The 18,693-nt window shown below is 71.8% G+C and carries 15 protein-coding genes and 1 riboswitch; of the genes, 5 read left to right on the plus strand and 10 right to left on the minus strand.

What is annotated here, in order from left to right; translation table 11 throughout:
- Positions 1 to 109: 109 nt before the first annotated feature.
- Positions 110 to 961 (minus strand): sulfurtransferase, encoded by an 852-nt coding sequence (locus ACFYO5_RS33715; protein WP_388716236.1) that lies wholly within the window; start codon positions 959 to 961, stop codon positions 110 to 112.
- Between the two features lie 297 nt (positions 962 to 1,258).
- On the opposite strand from ACFYO5_RS33715, the gene ACFYO5_RS33720 reads away from it, so the two are divergent.
- Positions 1,259 to 2,068 (plus strand): VOC family protein, encoded by an 810-nt coding sequence (locus tag ACFYO5_RS33720; protein ID WP_388716239.1) that lies wholly within the window; start codon positions 1,259 to 1,261, stop codon positions 2,066 to 2,068.
- Between the two features lie 174 nt (positions 2,069 to 2,242).
- On the opposite strand, the gene ACFYO5_RS33725 is transcribed toward ACFYO5_RS33720, so the two are convergent.
- The 4 genes from ACFYO5_RS33725 to ACFYO5_RS33740 are packed head-to-tail and all read right to left on the minus strand — an operon-like array spanning position 2,243 to position 7,896.
- On the minus strand, positions 2,243 to 2,890 hold the full coding sequence (locus ACFYO5_RS33725) for a thymidine kinase (protein ID WP_388716242.1): 648 nt from the start codon (positions 2,888 to 2,890) through the stop codon (positions 2,243 to 2,245).
- 53 nt (positions 2,891 to 2,943) lie between these two features.
- The gene (locus ACFYO5_RS33730) at positions 2,944 to 4,134 is read right to left on the minus strand and encodes a nucleotide pyrophosphatase/phosphodiesterase family protein (RefSeq protein ID WP_356566902.1); all 1,191 of its coding nucleotides are present in this window, start codon (positions 4,132 to 4,134) and stop codon (positions 2,944 to 2,946) included.
- The gene (locus ACFYO5_RS33735; protein ID WP_356566977.1) at positions 4,134 to 4,730 is read right to left on the minus strand and encodes a DUF5998 family protein; all 597 of its coding nucleotides are present in this window, start codon (positions 4,728 to 4,730) and stop codon (positions 4,134 to 4,136) included. The genes ACFYO5_RS33730 and ACFYO5_RS33735 overlap by 1 nt, the downstream gene beginning before the upstream one ends.
- Positions 4,731 to 4,773: 43 nt before the next feature.
- Entirely contained in the window at positions 4,774 to 7,896 is a 3,123-nt protein-coding gene (locus tag ACFYO5_RS33740) for a GNAT family N-acetyltransferase (protein WP_388716246.1), read from the minus strand.
- Positions 7,897 to 8,074: 178 nt separating this feature from the next.
- Between ACFYO5_RS33740 and ACFYO5_RS33745 the strand changes: the two genes are divergently transcribed.
- Complete coding sequence (locus tag ACFYO5_RS33745; protein ID WP_004982511.1) at positions 8,075 to 8,356, plus strand: HPr family phosphocarrier protein; 282 nt, start codon at positions 8,075 to 8,077, stop codon at positions 8,354 to 8,356.
- Between the two features lie 244 nt (positions 8,357 to 8,600).
- Here the strand turns inward: ACFYO5_RS33745 and ACFYO5_RS33750 are convergent, their stop codons facing one another.
- From ACFYO5_RS33750 to ACFYO5_RS33765, 4 genes are all read right to left on the minus strand, one after another.
- A complete protein-coding gene (locus ACFYO5_RS33750; RefSeq protein WP_388716250.1) occupies positions 8,601 to 9,293 on the minus strand; it encodes a GntR family transcriptional regulator in 693 nt (230 codons plus the stop codon).
- A 185-nt stretch (positions 9,294 to 9,478) separates the two neighbouring features.
- Complete coding sequence (locus ACFYO5_RS33755) at positions 9,479 to 10,234, minus strand: M23 family metallopeptidase (protein WP_356566896.1); 756 nt, start codon at positions 10,232 to 10,234, stop codon at positions 9,479 to 9,481.
- A gap of 13 nt (positions 10,235 to 10,247) precedes the next feature.
- Positions 10,248 to 10,415, minus strand: a riboswitch (cyclic di-AMP (ydaO/yuaA leader).
- A gap of 313 nt (positions 10,416 to 10,728) precedes the next feature.
- Positions 10,729 to 12,117, minus strand: coding sequence for a M16 family metallopeptidase (locus ACFYO5_RS33760; protein WP_388716253.1), 1,389 nt, complete (start codon positions 12,115 to 12,117; stop codon positions 10,729 to 10,731).
- Entirely contained in the window at positions 12,114 to 13,466 is a 1,353-nt protein-coding gene (locus ACFYO5_RS33765; protein WP_388716256.1) for a M16 family metallopeptidase, read from the minus strand. The genes ACFYO5_RS33760 and ACFYO5_RS33765 overlap by 4 nt, the downstream gene beginning before the upstream one ends.
- A gap of 336 nt (positions 13,467 to 13,802) precedes the next feature.
- Between ACFYO5_RS33765 and ACFYO5_RS33770 the strand changes: the two genes are divergently transcribed.
- Positions 13,803 to 16,259, plus strand: a complete 2,457-nt coding sequence (locus tag ACFYO5_RS33770; RefSeq protein WP_388716259.1) for a DNA topoisomerase (ATP-hydrolyzing) subunit A — start codon at positions 13,803 to 13,805, stop codon at positions 16,257 to 16,259.
- Here the strand turns inward: ACFYO5_RS33770 and ACFYO5_RS33775 are convergent.
- Complete coding sequence (locus tag ACFYO5_RS33775) at positions 16,256 to 17,431, minus strand: CobW family GTP-binding protein (protein ID WP_388716262.1); 1,176 nt, start codon at positions 17,429 to 17,431, stop codon at positions 16,256 to 16,258. The genes ACFYO5_RS33770 and ACFYO5_RS33775 overlap by 4 nt on opposite strands.
- Positions 17,432 to 17,751: 320 nt before the next feature.
- On the opposite strand from ACFYO5_RS33775, the gene ACFYO5_RS33780 reads away from it, so the two are divergent.
- Positions 17,752 to 18,303, plus strand: a complete 552-nt coding sequence (locus ACFYO5_RS33780) for a DUF6082 family protein (protein WP_388716265.1) — start codon at positions 17,752 to 17,754, stop codon at positions 18,301 to 18,303.
- Positions 18,304 to 18,450: 147 nt separating this feature from the next.
- On the plus strand, positions 18,451 to 18,687 hold the full coding sequence (locus ACFYO5_RS33785) for a hypothetical protein (protein ID WP_086772214.1): 237 nt from the start codon (positions 18,451 to 18,453) through the stop codon (positions 18,685 to 18,687).
- Positions 18,688 to 18,693: the final 6 nt, after the last annotated feature.

Raw genomic sequence — 18,693 nt, forward strand, 5'->3', positions numbered from 1 at the left:
CGCCGTGGCGTCCGCCGCTTCGCACCAGTCGGTTCGCACACGGATGCATACGTAGGAGGAGGCCGCCTCTGTTCGGCGCGGCCTCTTCCTAGTTTCCCGCGCGACGGAGTTACCGGGGTTCCGGGCCCACCGCGACCGGACGGGACGGGTCCGAGGACCACTCCGACCACGAACCGACGTACAGGGCCGCCGGAATGCCCGCGACCGCGAGCGCCAGCACCTCATGGGCGCCGGAGACGCCGGAGCCGCAGTACACGCCGACCTCGCTGCCGCCGGACGCCCCCAGTGCGGTGAAACGGTCCCTCAGGTCCTCGGCGGGCAGGAAGCGGCCGTCCGGACCGACATTGTCCGTCGTCGGCGCGGAGACGGCGCCCGGAATGTGTCCGCCGACCCGGTCGATCGGCTCCACCTCGCCCCGGTACCGCTCACCCGCGCGCGCGTCGAACAGCACGCCGGAGCGGGCCAGCGCAGCCGCGGCGTCCGCGTCGAGGAGTCCCGCGGCCCCCGGCCGCGGCGCGAAGTCCCCCTCCGGGGGCGCCGGGATCTCGACCGACAACTCCCCCTGCCACGCCGTCAACCCACCGTCGAGGACCCGCACATCCGGGTGACCCGTCCAGCGCAGCAGCCACCACGCGCGGGCCGCCGCCCAGCCCTGTCCGCCGTCGTACACGACCACCGGCCGGGAGGCCGACACGCCCGCCCGGCGCATGGCGGCGCCGAAGTCCGCCAGGTCGGGCAGCGGATGGCGGCCGCCCGCGCCGGACGCCCCGGCCAGTTCGCGGTCCAGGTCCACGTACACGGCGCCCGGTACGTGCCCTGACGCATGGGCGGCCCGGCCGTCGAACGGTGGCTCGCCGGCCGCCTTCGCCACGCTGAGCTGCCAGCGGACGTCGAGCACGACCGGCGGGTTCTCCCCCGCCAGGGCGCCCGCGAGTTCGGATGCGGAGATGATGGCGTTCATGGGTCCATCCTCGCGCACGGGGTGGCCCCGCCGTCCAGGTCCGGCTACTCTGCTCGGCCGGACAGGTCCGATCACTCCGCGTACGGGATCGGGCACAGGCCGTACAGCCGATCGACATCCTTCGGCAATCGCACGAAACCAGATGAAGAACCGCATGTCCGGCACCCTCCCGGCGCGCCCGCCGCGGTACGGCGGCGCGCCCGGAGCGCTCGGCACCGTGAGTGGTGCGAGCATCGGCCCGGGGGCCGGAGTGCGGAAGCGACGCGGCCACCGCGAGTGGTCGAGAAGAGAGTGACGATGCCCGAGGCACGTGGGCCGGCCGGCCTGAACGGCGAAGCACACACTCGGTACGCACCCGGCACACCCTGCTGGGTGAGCCTGATGGCGCACGGGTTGACGGCCACGCAGGAGTTCTACGGTGAGCTGTTCGGTTGGGAGTTCCAACCGGGACCGCACCAGCTGGGACCCTACGTACGTGCCCTGCTCGACGGCCGTGAGGTGGCCGGCATCGGCCAACTCCCCCCGGACCGCCACCTTCCCGTGGCCTGGACTCCCTACCTCGCCTCCGACGACGTGGACACCACCGCCGAAACGGTCCGCCTGAGCGGTGGCACCATCGGGGTCGGTCCACTGGACGCCGCCGACGCGGGACGCCTGGCCATCGGATCCGACCCGGCCGGCGCGGTCTTCGGCATCTGGCAGGCCGCGGCCCGCCTCGGCACGGACCTCGCGGGCGTGCACGGCACCCCCGCCTGGAACGAACTGCTGACCTTCGAGTCGGCGAGCGCCGCCAAGTTCTACGAGACGGTGTTCGGCTACCGCAGGGAAACGGTGGCGTCCGACGATCTCGACCACGTCGTCCTGCACGTCGCGGGACGCCCGGTCGCCGGAGTCCGCGGGCTGGGGACCGCGCTGCCCCGGGACCGGGGACCGCACTGGATGACGTACTTCGAGGTGGGCGACGCGGACGAGGCTGTCGCGCGGGTCAGGGGCCTCGGCGGGCAGGTCCTCGCACCGGCGCACGACAGCGCGCACGGGCGCGTGGCGACGGTGGCCGATCCCGAGGGAGCACGCTTCTCCCTGATCCAGGGCCTGCCTGAGGCCTGAGCTACGTCCGCGCCGGGCCTGGTCCGGTTCCGCCTGACGTCCGCTCCGGGCTCGACCGAGGTCCGGCCGCGGCCCGACCGAGGCCTGCCAGGGTCTTTCGTTCGGATCAGGCGGATCAGGAAGCGGGGTCCGGCGCCGGACCCCGCGAGCCCGGCATGGTCCGAACGAGAGACCCTAGGCCTGCTGCACGGGCAGGACGTCCGGCGACAGCACCGCGGCGCGGGCCGACGCGGCCGTCATACGGCGGCGGTGGTGGCGTCGGCACAGGACCTCGTAGCCGACGGTGTCCGCCTGGTCCACGTCGCCGATCACGACCTGAGCGCCCTCGACGACCATCACTCCGCCGACCGTGCGGGCGTTGTGGGTGGCACGGGCGCCGCACCAGCACAGCGCCTCGACCTGGAGGACCTCCACACGGTCGGCCAGCTCGACGAGCCGCTGGGAGCCCGGGAACAGCTTGGAGCGGAAGTCGGTCGTGATGCCGAAGGCGTAGACGTCGATCTCGAGATCGTCGACCACGCGCGCGAGCTGGTCGATCTGCTCCTCCGCGAGGAACTGCGCCTCGTCCGCGATCACGTAGTCCGCGCGGCCGCCCTGCGAGAGGTGGTCGACGAGGTAGCCGTAGAGGTCCTGGCCGTCCTCCACCTCCACCGCGTCGGTGACCAGGCCGAGGCGGGAGGAGAGCTTGCCCTCGCCCGCGCGGTCGTCGCGGGTGAAGATGATGCCCTGGAGCCCGCGCGCGGAGCGGTTGTGCTCTATCTGGAGAGCCAGCGTGGACTTCCCGCAGTCCATGGTTCCGGAGAAGAACACCAGCTCGGGCATGAGGAGTCGAGCACCTTTCGGCGGGGTTTCGGTGGCGTGGACGGGGCGACGGGTCAGGAGCGTACTTCGAGCAGCGGGACGAACTGCTCGGCCGGGGTCATGGAGCCGTGGTTGCCGACCATCGCCGACTCCTTCGGCTCCCGCTCCGAGGCGATGAGCAGCACGTCGTCCCGGGCGGCCGCGATCACGTCGCCGAGGCGGGCGTACACCCGCTCGTCGATGCGCGGGCCGAACCAGCCCGCGGCGATCGCCTCGTCCCGCGAGGCCACCCAGAACTGCTCGCCGAGCACCTCGCGCCAGCAGGTCAGGACGTCGTCCTGGGCTCCCGGTACGGCGTAGACGTGGCGGGCACGGCCCTCGCCGCCCAGCAGGGCGACCCCCGCGCGCAGCTCCCAGTCCGCGTCGAAGTCGATGCGGTGGTCCTCGTCGAAGGGCACGTCGACCATGCCGTGGTCCGCGGTGACGTAGAGCGCGCTGCGCGGCGGGAGCTGTTCGGCGAGGCGCTGGACGAGCCGGTCGACGTACATGAGCTGGCCGCGCCAGGTGTCGGAGGAGACACCGTGGCGGTGACCGGCGCCGTCGAGTTCGGCGTAGTACGTGTAGACCAGGGAGCGGTCGCCGGCGGCGAGCTGCTCGGCCGCGAAGTCCACGCGCTCCTCGCCGGTGAGGCGCCCGTGGAACGTGCCACCGCTGAGGGCCACCTTGGTGAGCGGGGTGTTCTGGAAGTGCGGCGCGGACACCTGTGCGGCGTGCACGCCGGCCGCGTCGGCCAGCTGGAAGACCGTGGGGTACGGCTGCCAGGCGTGCGGCGAGGTCCAGGGCTGCCAGCGCAGCTGGTTCATCAGCTCGCCGGTGTCCGGATTGCGCACCGTGTAGCCGGGCAGGCCGTGCGCGCCCGGCGGGAGGCCGGTGCCGACGGAGGCGAGGGACGTCGCGGTGGTCGCCGGGTATCCGGCGGTGAGCGGGCGTCCCGTGCCGCCGCGCGAGCTGCCGAGCAGGCTGTGCAGGTAGGGCGCCTCGTCGCGGTGGGTCCTGATCTGCTCCCAGCCGAGGCCGTCGATCAGGAAGACGCAGTTGCGGTCGGCCGGGGTCAGTTCCGGGATGGCCGCGGTCGTGCCCGGGACACCCATGCCGGCGGCCAGCGTGGGCAGCAGGTCGGCGAGGGAGCCGGAGCCGTACTCGGGGACGGGCGCGGAGGAGACGGCCAGGGGTTCCGGGTCGTCCCAGACGGCGGGCTGAGCCATTACGCGGTCAGATCCGCGGTCGCCTCGGAGAGCGACTGGGCGAAGGCCAGGGTCTGGCGTACCGTCTCCGGGCCGTCCCCGGCCTCGCTGACACGCAGGCTGAGGTCGTCCGCCGTCGAGCTGCCCGTGTAGCCGTGGTCGGCGTCGCAGTTGGGGTCGCCGCAGGCGGCGGGCTCCAGGTCGATGCGGGAGACCGCGCCCCAGCCGATGGTCAGCACGACCTCGCGCGGCAGACTGCCCGGCGTGTACGACTCCGGGTTGGCGACCACCCGGCTGAGCACGACCGACGAGATCCGGCCGAGCTTCACGGATTCGGTGGACGTGGTGGCGTACGGCGTCGGCGAGGTGCTGTCGGCGGCCTGCTCATCGGTGTGGCTGACGATGAAGCGGTTGCCGGTGAGGACCAGCACGGTCACATGCCGGCGCACCTCGTTCTGGTCGAACGTGGTCTCCTGGTGGACCAGGTACGACCGGATGGGCTCGCCGCCCACGGCGGTCTCCACCGCCTCGGCCACGAGGGCCGGGTAGTAGCCGCTGCGCTCGATCGCCGCACGCAGCCCCTGGGTCGTCGTACTGGTCTTGGCCATGCCCTCCATCCTACGGGGACCCACTGACTGCGAGGGACCGGTCACGCCCCCTTCAGTAGGCGGGGAGCGTCCGGGGACCGAGGTCGTCGCGGGCGGGCGGGGGCGCCAGCCGGACGGAGGCGCCGAGAACGCTCAGGCCCTGCGGGGCGACGACGACCGGCTCCAGCGTCACCGCGACGACCTCCGGGTGGGCGTCGACCAGGCGGGACACCCTGAGCAGCAGCTCCTCCAGAGCGGGGGTGTCCACGGGCGTCGAACCCCGCCAGCCGAACAGGAGGGGGGCCGTCCGGATCGACCGGAGCAGGGAGGAGGCGTCCCGGTCGGTGACGGGAACCAGGCGGTGCGCCATGTCACCGAGCAACTGCGAGGCGGCCCCGGCGAGCCCGAACGACAGCACCGCTCCGGCCGCCGGGTCGATGACCGCCCGGACCACCGTGTCCACCCCGCGCGGGGCCATCTGCTGGACCACCGGGCGCAGCTCCTGCGGGGCGCCGAACAGCTCGGTCAGTTCGGCGTACGCCCGCCGTAGTTGCTCCTCGTCGGCGAGGTCGAGGCGGACGCCGCCCAGGTCGGCACGGTGGCGCAGGTGGGGTGCGGTGGCCTTGAGGGCGACCGGGTAGCCCAGGGCGCCGGCGGCCCGCGCGGCCTCGTCGGGGGTGGGCGCCGGGATGGCCCGGCGGACGGGGATCCCGTACCGGCCCAGCAGCTCACAGGTCTCGCCGGTGTCGAGGGTGAGGCCCTGTCCGCGCGCGAGGAGCCTGTCGATCAGCGCGGCGGCGCCCTTCTCGTCGATGTCCTCGTGCTCGGGCACCCTGCCGGGGTCGGCCGCCTCCCGTCGCCACTGCGCGTACTTCACGGCCTCGGCCAGGGCGCGGACCGCACGTTCCGCGGCGGGATAGGCGGGGATGAGGTGGGCGCCCTCGCGGGCCTCCGCACGATCGACGAGCCTGAGCGCCTCCGCACGATCGACGGGCTCGCGGGCCTCCGGGCGATGCGCGGGCGGCGCGGGGGACGTGCCGCCTGGCGTCCGGGCGGCCGCCGCCCGACCGGGTTCGGCCGGCCCGGTCGTCGTCGCGGCTGCCGCGGTCACACCGGTCGCGGTCACGCCGGCCGCCGTCGCGCCTGTCGCCGTCCTCCCGGTCGGGGGCGTCGCGGCGGACGTTCCGGGCCTCGACCCGAGCGAGGTCGTGCCGGTCGGGGTCGTGCGGGGCGACGTGGTGTCGGCCGTCGTCCTCCCGGCCGCGGACGGTCCGGCCCTCGTCGCTCCCGTGTCGGCCGCTCCGGTGTCCGGCGTGGTCGTACGCGCGCGTGGAGCCGTGCTCGTCGCGGCCGACAGGGCCTCCGCGAGGCCGCCGAGTTCCACGTGCACCACGAGCACCGGCTTGGCGGGTCCGGCGGCAGCGGCCGAGCGCAGCGCCTGCGCCAGCTCCGCGTCGCCGGGGGACGCTTCGCCGATCGCCGGGATCGCCGTCACCACGACCGCGTCGCACGTCTCGTCGGCCAGGGCGTGCGCCAGGGCGGCGTGGAAGTCCTGGGCCGACGCCTCGGTGGTGAGGTCCAGCGGCGGCTGCGGGCGCAGGCCCTCGGAGAGGCACGCGTCGTACGTCAGCAGCCCCAGCGACTCGGAATTGCCGAGGATGGCCACGCGCGGGCCGCCCGGCAGCGGCTGGCGTGCCAGCAGCAGGCCAGCGTCGACCAGTTCGGTGATGGTGTCCACGCGGATCACCCCGGCCTGCCGCAGCAGGGCCGACACCGTGGCACGGGGCAGCCGGGTGGCGCGTACGGCGTGGCCCTGCGGGGCGGAGCCGGCGCCCTGGACGACCACCAGCGGCTTGGCCGCCGCGGTGCGGCGGGCGAGACGGGTGAACTTGCGCGGATTGCCGATGGACTCCAGGTACATGAGGGCGACGTCGGTGTCGGGGTCGTCGTACCAGTACTGGAGGACGTCGTTGCCGGACACGTCCGCGCGGTTGCCGGAGGAGACGAACGTCGACACACCCGTGACTCCGGTGACGCCGCCGCCGCGCCGGTGCAGCCGGGACAGCAGGGCGACGCCGATCGCGCCGGACTGGGCGAACAGGCCGATCCTGCCCGGCCGGGGCATCTGCGGGGCCAGTGACGCGTTCAGCCGTACCCGGGGGGAGGTGTTGATGACCCCGAAGGCGTTGGGCCCGATGATCCGCATCCCGTACGCGCGCGCGTGCCGGACGAGTTCGCGCTGGCGCTCGCGCCCGTCGGTGCCGCTCTCGGCGTACCCGGCGGCGAGGACGACGAGTCCCTGTACGCCGTGCTCGCCGCACTCGGTGACGACGTCGGGCACGTGCTCGGCCGGGACGGCCACGACCGCGAGGTCGACGTGCCCGTCGATGTCACGCACCGAGCGGTGGGCGGGCACGCCGTCGAACTCTTCGAGGTCCTCGGGGAACGCCTTGTTCACGGCGTACAGGTCCCCGGTGAAGCCCGCGTCCCGGAGGTTCCCGAGGACGCTGCGGCCCACGCCGCCGGGGGTGCGGCCGGTGCCTATGACGGCGACCGATCCCGGTGCCAGCAACCGTCGCACGGAGTGCGCCTCGGCGCGCTGTTCCCGCGCGCGTTGCACGGCCAGGGAGCGTTCGGTGGGTTCGAGGTCGAACTCCAGGCGGACGACGCCGTCCTCGAAGCTGCGCTTCTGGGTGTAACCGGCGTCCGTGAACACCTTGATCATCTTGTTGTTGGCGGGGAGCACCTCGGCGGCGAACCGCCGGATGCCGCGCTCGCGCGCGACGGCCGCGACGTGTTCGAGGAGGGCGGAGGCGACGCCCCGTCCCTGGTGGGCGTCCTGCACGAGGAAGGCGACCTCGGCCTCGTCGGCGGGCGAGGTGGCGGCCATGCCGTCGGCGCCGATGCGGTCGTAGCGTACGGTGGCGATGAACTCGCCGCCCACCGTGGCCGCGAGTCCCACCCGGTCCACGAAGTCGTGGTGCGTGAAGCGGTGGACGTCCTTCGCGGACAGTCGCGGGTAGGGCGCGAAGAAGCGGTAGTACTTCGACTCGTCCGACACCTGCTCGTAGAAGCTGACCAGGCGCTCGGCGTCATCGACGGTGATGGGGCGGACGCGCGCGGTGCCGCCGTCGCGCAGCACCACGTCGGCTTCCCAGTGGGCGGGATACTCGTGGCGGTCCGACGCGCTCTGCATGGGGCCCAGACTACGGCTCGCGTACGACAACGGCGCGAGGCAGTCTGTGGTGGGACGGAGGTCGGATCGAGGCCGCGATCCGACCACCACACGGGACGGGACACACGGACCGTCCCTCACACGCTTCACGTGTGGAACACTGGTCTAGACAACCTGAAACAGTGAAGGGCAGCATCACATGGCTGAGCGCCGCGTCAACGTCGGCTGGGCCGAGGGCCTCCACGCCCGCCCCGCCTCCATCTTCGTCCGAGCCGCCACGGCCGCAGGCGTCCCGGTGACGATCGCCAAGGCGGGCGGGGACCCCGTCAACGCGGCCTCCATGCTGGCCGTCCTCGGCCTGGGCGCCCAGGGCGGCGAGGAGATCGTCCTCGCCTCCGAGGCCGAGGGTGCGGACGCCGCTCTCGACCGGCTGGCCAAGCTGGTCGCCGAGGGTCTCGAGGAGCTTCCCGAGACCGTCTGAGCCGGCTGTCGCTCACAGCAGGTACGAAAGCCGCGTCACCCGATCCTGGTGACGCGGCTTTCGCGGTTTCCGGGGCGGGGAATTGCCGGACCCGTCGGGAAAGGTGCCTGCGCGAGCGAGGGGCATGCGAACGGCGGAGGAAGAGTGCGTCACCCGAGCGCGCCACCCGGAATGCGGGGCGGCCTAAAAACGGCAGCGGAAATACCTCTCCGCCGAATTCTCTTCTTTGTATACGGCCCTCGTGTTAATGCCGAAGTCCGGACATGTTTACGACGTGTTGCGAAGTCCTCACACGGTCCTGGCGGTCACCGCCCGAAAAGCGCAGTCGGTGCGCGGAGGTCGCGCGCTCGGTGTGCAGGGCCGTGACCGCCCGCGCGCGCTCCGCGTCGCCGCGCGCCACGGCGTCCACGATCGCACCGTGCTCCCCCCAGGACTCCACCGGACTGGCCGGCGCGTCAACCGCGTACATCCAGGAGATCTTGTGGCGCAGCTGGGTGAGCGTCGAGGTCAGGGCGTGGCTGCCGGAGGCCTGCGCGAGAGTCTCGTGGAACCAGCCCCCCAGGGAGCGCAGATCCTCGCTGTTGCCCCGCCTGGCACGCTCCTGGCCCAGTCGGACGAGGCCGCGCAGCACCTTGAGATGCGCCTCGGTGCGTCGCTGGGCGGCCCGGGCGGCGCCGAGCGGCTCCAGGAGCATGCGCATCTCCAGCAGGTCGGCGGCCTCCGGCTCGGTCGGTTCGGCGACGCACGCGCCCGCGTGCCGCCGTGTGACGACGAAGCCCTCCGCCTCCAGCGTGCGCAGGGCCTCCCGGACCGGGACGCGCGAAACGCCGTAGCGGCGGGCGAGGAGTTCTTCGGTGAGGCGGCTGCCGCGCTCGTAGACACCCGCGACGATGTCGTCCCGGATGGCCGTGCACACCGAGTGCGCCGGAATACGCATGACCGACCTCCGCCTTAATCCCCGTGAAACGTCGACGATTGACGTGTGTTCCGTGACTCTATTGCAATCAGCGGGAATTTCCGATGGCGGGCCGGAATCCATGGATATTTTTTGGACAGCACGGTCCCTGAAACGACGAAAGCCCCGGCCGTGTGGGCCGGGGCGATACGGTGTGTCGCGTCTCGTCAGATGCGCACGCCGTGCGTGCGGAGGTAGGCGACCGGATCGATGTCCGAGCCGTACTCCGGGCTGGTGCGGGCCTCGAAGTGCAGATGCGGGCCGGTGACGTTGCCGGTGGCGCCGGAGAGGGCGATCTGCTGGCCGGGGGCGACCTTCTGGCCCACCGAGACGCCGATGGACGAGAGGTGACCGTACTGGGTGTACGTGCCGTCGTTCATCCGGATCACGACCTGGTTGCCGTAGGCGCCGCCCCAGCCGGTCTCGACGACGGTGCCGAGGCCCACCGCGTGCACCGGGGTGCCGGTGGAGGCGTGGAAGTCGATGCCGGTGTGGCTGCCGGAGGACCACAGGGAGCCGCCGGAACGGTAGCCCGTGGAGACGTAGGAGCCGCTGATCGGCGAGACGAAGGTGTTGAGGCGCTCGCGCTCGGCCGCACGGGCGGCGCGGACCCTGGCCTCGCGCTCCGCCTTGACCTTCGCCGCGGCCCGGGCGGCGGCCTCCTTGCGCGCGGCCTCCTCCAGGGCGGCCTGCTTCTGGGCGGCGGCCTGGTCGTCGATCCGCTCGGCGACCGTGTCGCCGACGGCGACGACCGGGATGAGGCCGGTCTGCTCTACGGGGCTCTCCGCGGCGAGGGCGGGGCTGGAGGCGACGGTGCCGATGACGCCGGTGGTGGTGAGCGCCGCGATACCCGCCACGCGGGCGGTGGTGCGCTTCATCCGGCTGGGACGACGGTGCTTCCCGGTGGCGCAAGTGGACGCCATGAAGTTGAGCGGTCCTTTCCTTCCCTCTCGCCTACCGGGTTAGCTGACGGGTTCGGAGCAGGAAGGTCTCCTACGGACCCCCTCGCGACGTGCGCGGGCGTCCGATTCACCCCAGGGACTGCCTAGTTGGGTCCCCGGCTCCCCTGGCTCGCGCCATGCGGGGACTCGGCGATGACTGTCCGGTGCCGCGGATGCGGCGCACTGCCTGACGAACAGCCCGGTCGAAAGTAGACGCGGCGGCCTTCAATCCCCAAACAGAACGCGGCTTTTGTAGCGCATGCCACAGGGCAGACAGGCAGCCTCTCCCTCAATTCGGACATCAGGGAGCCCTGGTGACACATCCGTCCACCAGGGCTCCTGCGCGCGTGGCGCCGCGGTTGCCGCTCGCTCCGCGCCGCCACCGCGCGTCGTTCCTGCTCGGTGATCGTTCCTGCTCGGCGGTCCCGCTCCGTGTTTCCGCTTCACGGTCCCGCCGCGCCTGCCCGCTCCGCGACCTACTCCGCGGAGACCACCTTCACCTCGCCGATGCCGAGGGCTTCGACCGGCGCCTTGATCGCGGCCGCGTCGCCGACCAGGACCGTCACCAGACGGTCCACCGGGAAGGCGCTCACGACCGCCGCGGTGGCCTCGACGGTGCCGGTCGCGGCGAGCTGCTGGTACAGCGTCGCCTGGTAGTCGTCCGGCAGGTGCTGCTCGACCTGGTCGGCGAGCGTGCCGGCGACAGCGGCCGCCGTCTCGTACTTCAGGGGCGCCACCCCGACGAGGTTCTGCACGGCGACGTCGCGTTCGGCGTCGGTCAGACCCCCCTCGGCGAGAGTGCGCAGCACCTTCCACAGGTCCTCCAGTGCGGGACCGGTGTTGGGGGTGTCGATGGAACCGCTGATGGCGAGCATCGCGGCGCCCGAACCGTCCGGCGCGGACCTGAGGACCTGGCCGAAGGCGCGCACGCCGTAGGTGTAGCCCTTCTCCTCGCGCAGCACGCGGTCCAGCCGGGAGGTGAGGGTGCCGCCGAGGCAGTAGGTGCCGAGCACCTGGGCGGGCCATACGCGCGCGTGCCGGTCGGCACCGATGCGGCCGATCAGCAGCTGTGTCTGGACGGCGCCGGGGCGGTCCACGATGACGACCCGTCCGGTGTCGTCGGCGGTCACCGGCGGCACCGGCCGCGGCTCGGCCGTGGATCCCGTCCAGGCACCCAGGGTGGAGGCGAGGAGCGCGTCGAGGTCGACTCCCGTGAGGTCGCCGACGACGACGGCGGTGGCCGTGGCGGGACGGACGTGCTTCTCGTAGAAGGCGCGTACGGCGGCGGAGTCGATCTTCTCGACCGTCTCCGCGGTGCCCTGGCGCGGCCGCGACATGCGCGCCGTCGCCGGGAACAGCTCCTTGGACAGCTCCTTGGCCGCGCGCCGGGAGGGGTTGGCCAGCTCGTGCGGGATCTCGTCCAGGCGGTTGCGGACGAGGCGCTCGACCTCGCCGTCGGCGAACGCCGGCGCCCTCAGGGCGTCCGCGACGAGGCCGAGGGCCTTGGCCAGGCGGGAGACCGGAACCTCCAGGCTGAGGCGGACGCCGGGGTGGTCGGCGTGCGCGTCGAGGGTCGCGCCGCAACGCTCCAGCTCGGCGGCGAAATCCTCGGCGGAGTGCTTGTCGGTGCCCTCGGAGAAGGCCCGCGCCATGATCGTGGAGACCCCGTCGAGGCCGGCCGGCTCGGCGTCCAGGGGCGCGTCGAGGATGACCTCGACGGCGACGACCTGCTGTCCGGGGCGGTGGCAGTGCAGGACGGTCAGACCGTTGTCGAGCGTTCCGCGCGCGGGGGCGGGGAAGGCCCAGGGCCTGGCTTCGCCCGCGCGGGGCTGGGGGTGGAAGTCCATCGCGGCTAGCTCGGTCACTTGGCCGCCTCCTCGTTCTCGTCCTCGTCGGCGGGGTTCTCGGCGGGCTCGGTGGGCTCGTAGACCAGCACGGCTCGGTTGTCGGGGCGCAGACGGGCCTTGGCGACCTCCCTGACCTCGTCGGCGGTGATGTCCAGCACTCGCTGGACCGCGGTCAGGGCGAGCTGCGGGTCACCGAACAGCACCGCGTACCGGCACAGTTCGTCGGCACGGCCGGCGACGGTGCCGAGACGGTCCAGCCACTCGCGCTCCAACTGGGCCTGGGCCCGCTCCATCTCCTCGTCCGTGGGGCCTTCCTCGGCGAACCGGGCCAGCTCCTCGTCGATGGCCGTCTCGATGACGGGCACCTCGACGTCGCCGGACGTCTTGACGTCCAGCCAGCCGAGGGACGGCGCGCCGGCCAGGCGCAGCAGGCCGAAACCGGCCGCCACGGCCGTACGGTCGCGGCGGACCAGGCGGTTGTAGAGGCGGGAGGACTCGCCGCCGCCGAGCACGGTGAGCGCGAGGTCGACCGCGTCGCACGCGCGTGTGCCGTCCTCCGGCAGGCGGTAGGCGGCCATCAGGGCACGCGCCGGGACCTCCTCCTCGACGACCTCGCGCAGTTGCTCGCCGATGACGTCGGGCAGGGAGCCGTCACGGGGCCGGGGCTTGCCGTCATGGGCGGGGATGGAGCCGAAGTACTTCTCGATCCAGGCGAGCGTCTGCTCCGGGTCGATGTCGCCGACGACCGACAGGACGGCGTTGTTGGGCGCGTAGTAGGTGCGGAAGAACGCGCGCGCGTCCTCCAGCGTCGCCGCGTCCAGGTCGGCCATCGAACCGATCGGCGTGTGGTGGTAGGGGTGACCCTCGGGGTAGGCCAGAGCGGTCAGCTTCTCGAACGCCGTGCCGTAGGGGACGTTGTCGTAGCGCTGACGGCGTTCGTTCTTGACGACGTCGCGCTGGTTCTCCATCGACTCGTCGTCCAGCGCGGCCAGCAGCGAGCCCATGCGGTCCGCCTCCAGCCAGAGGGCGAGCTCCAGCTGGTGGGTGGGCATGGTCTCGAAGTAGTTGGTGCGCTCGAAGCTGGTCGTGCCGTTGAGCGAGCCGCCCGCGCCCTGGACCAGCTCGAAGTGGCCGTTGCCCTTGACCTGGGCGGAGCCCTGGAACATCAGGTGCTCGAAGAGGTGAGCAAGGCCGGTACGGCCCTTGACTTCGTGGCGTGACCCGACGTCGTACCAGAGACACACCGCCGCGACGGGGGTCAGGTGGTCCTCGGAGAGCACCACGCGCAGGCCGTTGGCCAGGCGGTGCTCGCTCGCTGTCAGTCCCCCGGAACCTGCCTGGGCTGTGGCCGTGTGACCCATGGGCATGTACGTCCTTCCGATCGCGGACGCGGTCGTCGAAACCGCGATTTTCCTGCCGGTCCTGCCACTGTATGCAAGCGTGCGGAGCGGCGGCGAAGTTCCCGGGCGGCGTACGCCGAGAGCGAGATCGCGTAGCCTGCGGACAGCCGTGGACGAGGTGCCTCTCCGGCCGGTCCGGTCGCCGACGCCCGGGCCCTGGGACGCGCTGTCAGTGCCACGGTCCACAATGGTCCGCGTAGATCCCGTCACACGCCTCAGCAAGAGTGAGCCGAAGGGCGCGCGCCGACACCGACGTGAGCGCCCCGCAGGCGAGCGACCAGGAAACAGGAGGAGCCGGCAGCGATGGCCCGCCGCAGCACGAAGACCCCGCCGCCCGACGACTCGTACGAGGAGCGCATCCTCGACATCGACGTCGTCGACGAGATGCAGGGCTCCTTCCTCGAGTACGCGTACTCGGTCATCTACTCCCGCGCCCTGCCGGACGCCCGTGACGGCCTCAAGCCCGTCCACCGCCGCATCGTCTACCAGATGAACGAGATGGGCCTGCGCCCCGACCGCGGATACGTGAAGTGCGCGCGCGTCGTCGGCGAGGTCATGGGCAAGCTGCACCCGCACGGCGACGCGTCGATCTACGACGCCCTGGTGCGCATGGCGCAGCCGTTCTCCATGCGCGTGCCCCTGATCGACGGCCACGGCAACTTCGGCTCGCTGGGCAACGACGACCCGCCGGCCGCCATGCGGTACACCGAGTGCCGTCAGGCCGCGGCGACGAGCCTGATGACCGAGTCCATCGACGAGGACACGGTCGACTTCTCCCCGAACTACGACGGCCAGGAGCGGGAGCCGGTGGCGCTTCCCGCCGCCTTCCCGAACCTCCTGGTCAACGGCGCCTCGGGCATCGCCGTGGGCATGGCCACGAACATGCCGCCGCACAACCTGGGAGAGGTCGTCTCGGCCGCCCGCCACCTGATCCGCTTCCCCAACGCGGATCTGGACACGCTGATGAAGCACGTCCCGGGCCCGGACCTGCCCACCGGCGGCCGGATCGTCGGCCTCTCCGGGATCAGGGACGCCTACGAGACGGGCCGCGGCACCTTCAAGATCCGCGCCACGGTGTCGGTGGAGACCGTGACGGCCCGCCGCAAGGGCCTCGTCATCACCGAACTGCCCTTCGCGGTCGGCCCCGAGAAGGTCATCGCCAAGATCAAGGACCTGGTCGGGTCGAAGAAGATCCAGGGCATCGCCGACGTCAAGGACCTCACCGACCGCGCGCACGGGCTGCGCCTGGTCATCGAGATCAAGAACGGCTTCGTGCCCGAGGCCGTCCTGGAGCAGTTGTACAAGCTGACGCCCATGGAGGAGTCCTTCGGCATCAACAACGTGGCGCTGGTGGACGGCCAGCCGCTCACGTTGGGCCTGAAAGAGCTGCTCGAGGTCTATCTCGACCACCGCTTCGAGGTCGTCCGGCGGCGCAGCGAGTTCCGCCGCACCAAGCGCCGCGACCGTCTGCACCTGGTGGAGGGCCTGCTCACGGCGCTCGTCGACATCGACGAGGTCATCCGTCTGATCCGCTCCAGCGACAACAGCGCCCAGGCCAAGGAGCGCCTGATCGAGCGCTTCTCCCTGTCGGAGATCCAGACCCAGTACATCCTCGACACGCCGCTGCGCCGGCTGACCAGGTTCGACCGGATCGAACTGGAGGCGGAGAAGGAGAGGCTCAACGAGGAGATCGCCGAGCTGACCCGGATCCTCGAGTCGGACGCGGAACTGCGCAAGCTGGTCTCGGCCGAACTGGCCGTGGTGGCGAAGAAGTTCGGCACCGACCGTCGTACCGTCCTGATGGAGTCGGCGGGCACGCCGGCCTCCACGGTGCCGCTCCAGGTCGCCGACGACCCGTGCCGGGTGCTGCTCTCCTCGACGGGCCTGGTGGCCCGCACGGCGAACGCCGAGCCCTTCGCGGAGGACCCGGACGCCCGCCGCACCAAGCACGACGTGATCGTGTCGGCGGTGCCGGCCACCGCGCGCGGGGAGATCGGCGCGGTGACCTCGGCGGGCCGACTGCTGCGGATCAACGTCGTCGACCTGCCGCAGCTGCCGGACACGGCGTCGGCACCGAACCTCTCGGGCGGCGCTCCGCTGGTGGAGTTCGTGACCCTGGAGGGCGACGAGACGGTGGTCTGCCTCAGCACGCTCGACGAGTCCTCCCCCGGCATCGCGCTCGGCACGGAGCAGGGCGTCGTCAAGCGGGTGGTGCCCGACTATCCGACCAACAAGGACGAGCTGGAGGTCATCACCCTCAAGGAGGGCGACCGCATCGTCGGCGCGGTCGAACTGCGCACCGGCGACGAGGACCTGGTCTTCATCACGGACGACGCCCAGCTGCTGCGCTACCAGGCCTCCCAGGTCCGCCCGCAGGGCCGCCCGGCCGGGGGTATGACGGGCATCAAGCTCACCGACGGCGCGAAGGTGATCTCCTTCGCGGCCGTGGACCCGGCGGCTGACGCGGTGGTCTTCACGGTCGCGGGCTCGCGCGGCACCCTGGACGACTCCGTCCAGACGACCGCCAAGCTCACCCCGTTCGACCAGTACCCGCGCAAGGGGCGCGCGACCGGCGGCGTGCGCTGCCAGCGGTTCCTGAAGGGCGAGGACTGTCTGTCCCTGGCGTGGGCGGGTCCCGTCCCGGCGCGGGCCGCGCAGAAGAACGGCACACCGGTCGACCTGCCGGAGATCGATCCGCGGCGGGACGGTTCGGGTGTGTCACTGGGCAAGCCGGTGTCGGTGGTCGCCGGCCCGATCTAGGCCTGCTCTGCGGTCGTCTCGACGGCTTCCTCGACGGCGTCCTCAACGGCTCCCTCGAAGGTCTGCTCCTCGGGATCCTGGACGTAACGGAGGACGCCCCACATGCCGCGCTCGTCGGCGTGCGGGGCGTCGTTCCGGCAGGCCTCCAGTTCCCTGGCGAGGGCGGGCGCCTCGATGCCGGAGCCGATGAGGACGAGCTGGGTGCGGTGCTCCTCGGCGGAGCCCCAGGGCTCCGGGTAGAAGCGCAGAAAGCGCCCGACGGCGTGCACGGCGTAGCGGTTGACCGGGTCGTACGGCCCGAAGTCGACGTACCCCTTGATGCGGTACAGCCCCTCGGGCCGGCTGTCGAGGAAGGGCATCAACCGGCGCGGGTCGAGCGGGACTTCGGAGACGAAGGACAGGCTGTCGTAGTCGGTGTGCAGGTGGCCGACGTGCTCGCCGTGCCCCTTGCCGCCCTCGTGGGTGCCGTCCGGGCCGTGGCTGTCCTGTACGTCGGACCCGGTACGGTCGTCGCCGTCCTGCCGGTGCAGGTCGTCGAAGGAGAGCTGCCCGACGCGCTCCTCGTCCGGTCGGCAGTCGAAGAGGAACTCGGGGTCGATACGGCCGTGGGTGGCGCCTATGACGGCGGCCCGGTCGGTGAGGGAGCGGACGAGGCCGAGGACGCGGTCGGCGTCGGCCGTCCGGTCGAGCTTGTTGACCACGACGAGGTCGGCGAGGGCGAGATGCCGGTCGATCTCCGGGTGCCGGGCGCGGGTCGCGTCGAACTCGGCGGCGTCGACGACCTCGACCAGCCCGCCGTAGACGATGCCCGGATGCTCGCTGGCGAGGACCATCCGGACGAGTTCCCCCGGCTCGGCGAGCCCGCTGGCCTCGATGACGATGACGTCGATGCCGGCGGCGGGGCGCGCGAGGCGTTCCAGGTAGACGTCCAGCTCACCGGCGTCGACGGCACAGCACAGGCAGCCGTTCCCGAGGGAGACGGTGGAGTCGCCGAGCGCGCCCGCCACGGCCATGGCGTCGATCTCGATGGAGCCGAAGTCGTTCACGATCGCGCCGATGCGGCTTCCTCCGCTGCGGTGGAGGAGGTGGTTGAGCAGTGTCGTCTTGCCGGAGCCCAGGAATCCGGCGAGTACGACGACCGGGATCTGCTGCGAAGTGCGGCTCTGCGTCAACGTGCGACCTTTCTGACACCTACGCGTGCACCGGCTCGCGGCCCGGCGCACGGTCGAGGATGGAATGCGCAGCCAGGATACGAGCCGGGACGATGACCACGAAGTGAACGATTGTTAGCAGCGCTCGCGGGGCAGACGTTGGGCAAGGCGCCGTGGTGTGCGACCCTCACTTCCCTCCGTGCGCCTCCTCTCCGCCTCCCCCGCCGATCAGAGCCGCTCGGCACCCTGGGAGACGGCAAGCGCCGCCCACCGCTCGCCGGTCCCCGTCAGCCGACCCGCATCCGACGACCGGCTGACGGTCGCCTGATTCGGGGGTTGACATGGACACACGAAAGCACGCTGCGGGGAAGCTGGCATCCGCCACACTCGGTCTGCTGCTCACCGCCGGTACGGCGGTGCTGGCGGCCCGGCACCGGTATCTCGCAACCGCCCGCCTGGACGAGCGCCGGCTGGAGCTGGAGGAGCTGGCGCTCCGGCGCAAGGCTCTGGCACATCAGCAGCGCATGCACTGGGAACTGCTGGCCAGGGCGATCGACGACCCGTCGCTCGCCGCGGTGATCGACACCTACGACAAGAGCATCCCGGCGGAGAAGCGCCGCCAGTTCCTGTACGCCAACGCCTGGTACGCCCACCTGTTCCACCTGTACCGCGCGGGAAGCGTGGACCGGGAGGAGCTGTACACGTATCTGCGCGAGTTCTTCCAGAGCCCGCTGTTCAGGGAGTACTGGGAGGCGTCGCAGAGCCAGCGCGCGACCCTGAAGCAGTCGTCCGACGAGGCGAGGATCGGCCGCATGGTGGATGGCCTCGTGAAGGATCTCGACGAGGCCGACACGGACGAGTGGTGGGTGGTGGGCAATCCGCCGACCGAGTGAGCACGGTCCGCACCGCCGAACAGGTCAACTCGGCGGCACCAGCAATACCACTGAGTGACTTTCAGCGATGCGGACCCGACAACACCACGGACCCCGGTACTTTTTGCTCTGCACTCTGCCCAGACCTGTTGAAGGACCGGTACCCTCTTGAAGATCGTGCGCCGCATCGGTGTGCCTCCGAGCGCCCGAGGCAGTAACTCGGGAGCCAACTGCCCGGATGTGTTCGAACTGAGTGACGGGAACTTCGCCGTCATCGGCACCGAGGCCACCGAGGCGCTGGACGGTGAACTCCCCGCGGACGCCGCCCGCGCCGACTACGAACGCATCGTCGTCGTGAGCAGAGAGACCCTGATCCGCGCCAAGGCGGACATTCCCGACGCCTGACCCCAC

Source organism: Streptomyces sp. NPDC006259 (assembly GCF_042870975.1).
Taxonomy (GTDB): domain Bacteria; phylum Actinomycetota; class Actinomycetes; order Streptomycetales; family Streptomycetaceae; genus Streptomyces.

Coding starts and splice junctions, on each gene's coding strand:
- ACFYO5_RS33715 (WP_388716236.1), bottom strand. CDS start 961: ATGAACGCCATCATCTCCGCATCCGAACTCGCGGGCGCCCTGGCGGGG.
- ACFYO5_RS33720 (WP_388716239.1), top strand. CDS start 1,259: ATGCCCGAGGCACGTGGGCCGGCCGGCCTGAACGGCGAAGCACACACT.
- ACFYO5_RS33725 (WP_388716242.1), bottom strand. CDS start 2,890: ATGCCCGAGCTGGTGTTCTTCTCCGGAACCATGGACTGCGGGAAGTCC.
- ACFYO5_RS33730 (WP_356566902.1), bottom strand. CDS start 4,134: ATGGCTCAGCCCGCCGTCTGGGACGACCCGGAACCCCTGGCCGTCTCC.
- ACFYO5_RS33735 (WP_356566977.1), bottom strand. CDS start 4,730: ATGGAGGGCATGGCCAAGACCAGTACGACGACCCAGGGGCTGCGTGCG.
- ACFYO5_RS33740 (WP_388716246.1), bottom strand. CDS start 7,896: ATGCAGAGCGCGTCGGACCGCCACGAGTATCCCGCCCACTGGGAAGCC.
- ACFYO5_RS33745 (WP_004982511.1), top strand. CDS start 8,075: ATGGCTGAGCGCCGCGTCAACGTCGGCTGGGCCGAGGGCCTCCACGCC.
- ACFYO5_RS33750 (WP_388716250.1), bottom strand. CDS start 9,293: ATGCGTATTCCGGCGCACTCGGTGTGCACGGCCATCCGGGACGACATC.
- ACFYO5_RS33755 (WP_356566896.1), bottom strand. CDS start 10,234: ATGGCGTCCACTTGCGCCACCGGGAAGCACCGTCGTCCCAGCCGGATG.
- ACFYO5_RS33765 (WP_388716256.1), bottom strand. CDS start 13,466: ATGCCCATGGGTCACACGGCCACAGCCCAGGCAGGTTCCGGGGGACTG.
- ACFYO5_RS33770 (WP_388716259.1), top strand. CDS start 13,803: ATGGCCCGCCGCAGCACGAAGACCCCGCCGCCCGACGACTCGTACGAG.
- ACFYO5_RS33780 (WP_388716265.1), top strand. CDS start 17,752: ATGGACACACGAAAGCACGCTGCGGGGAAGCTGGCATCCGCCACACTC.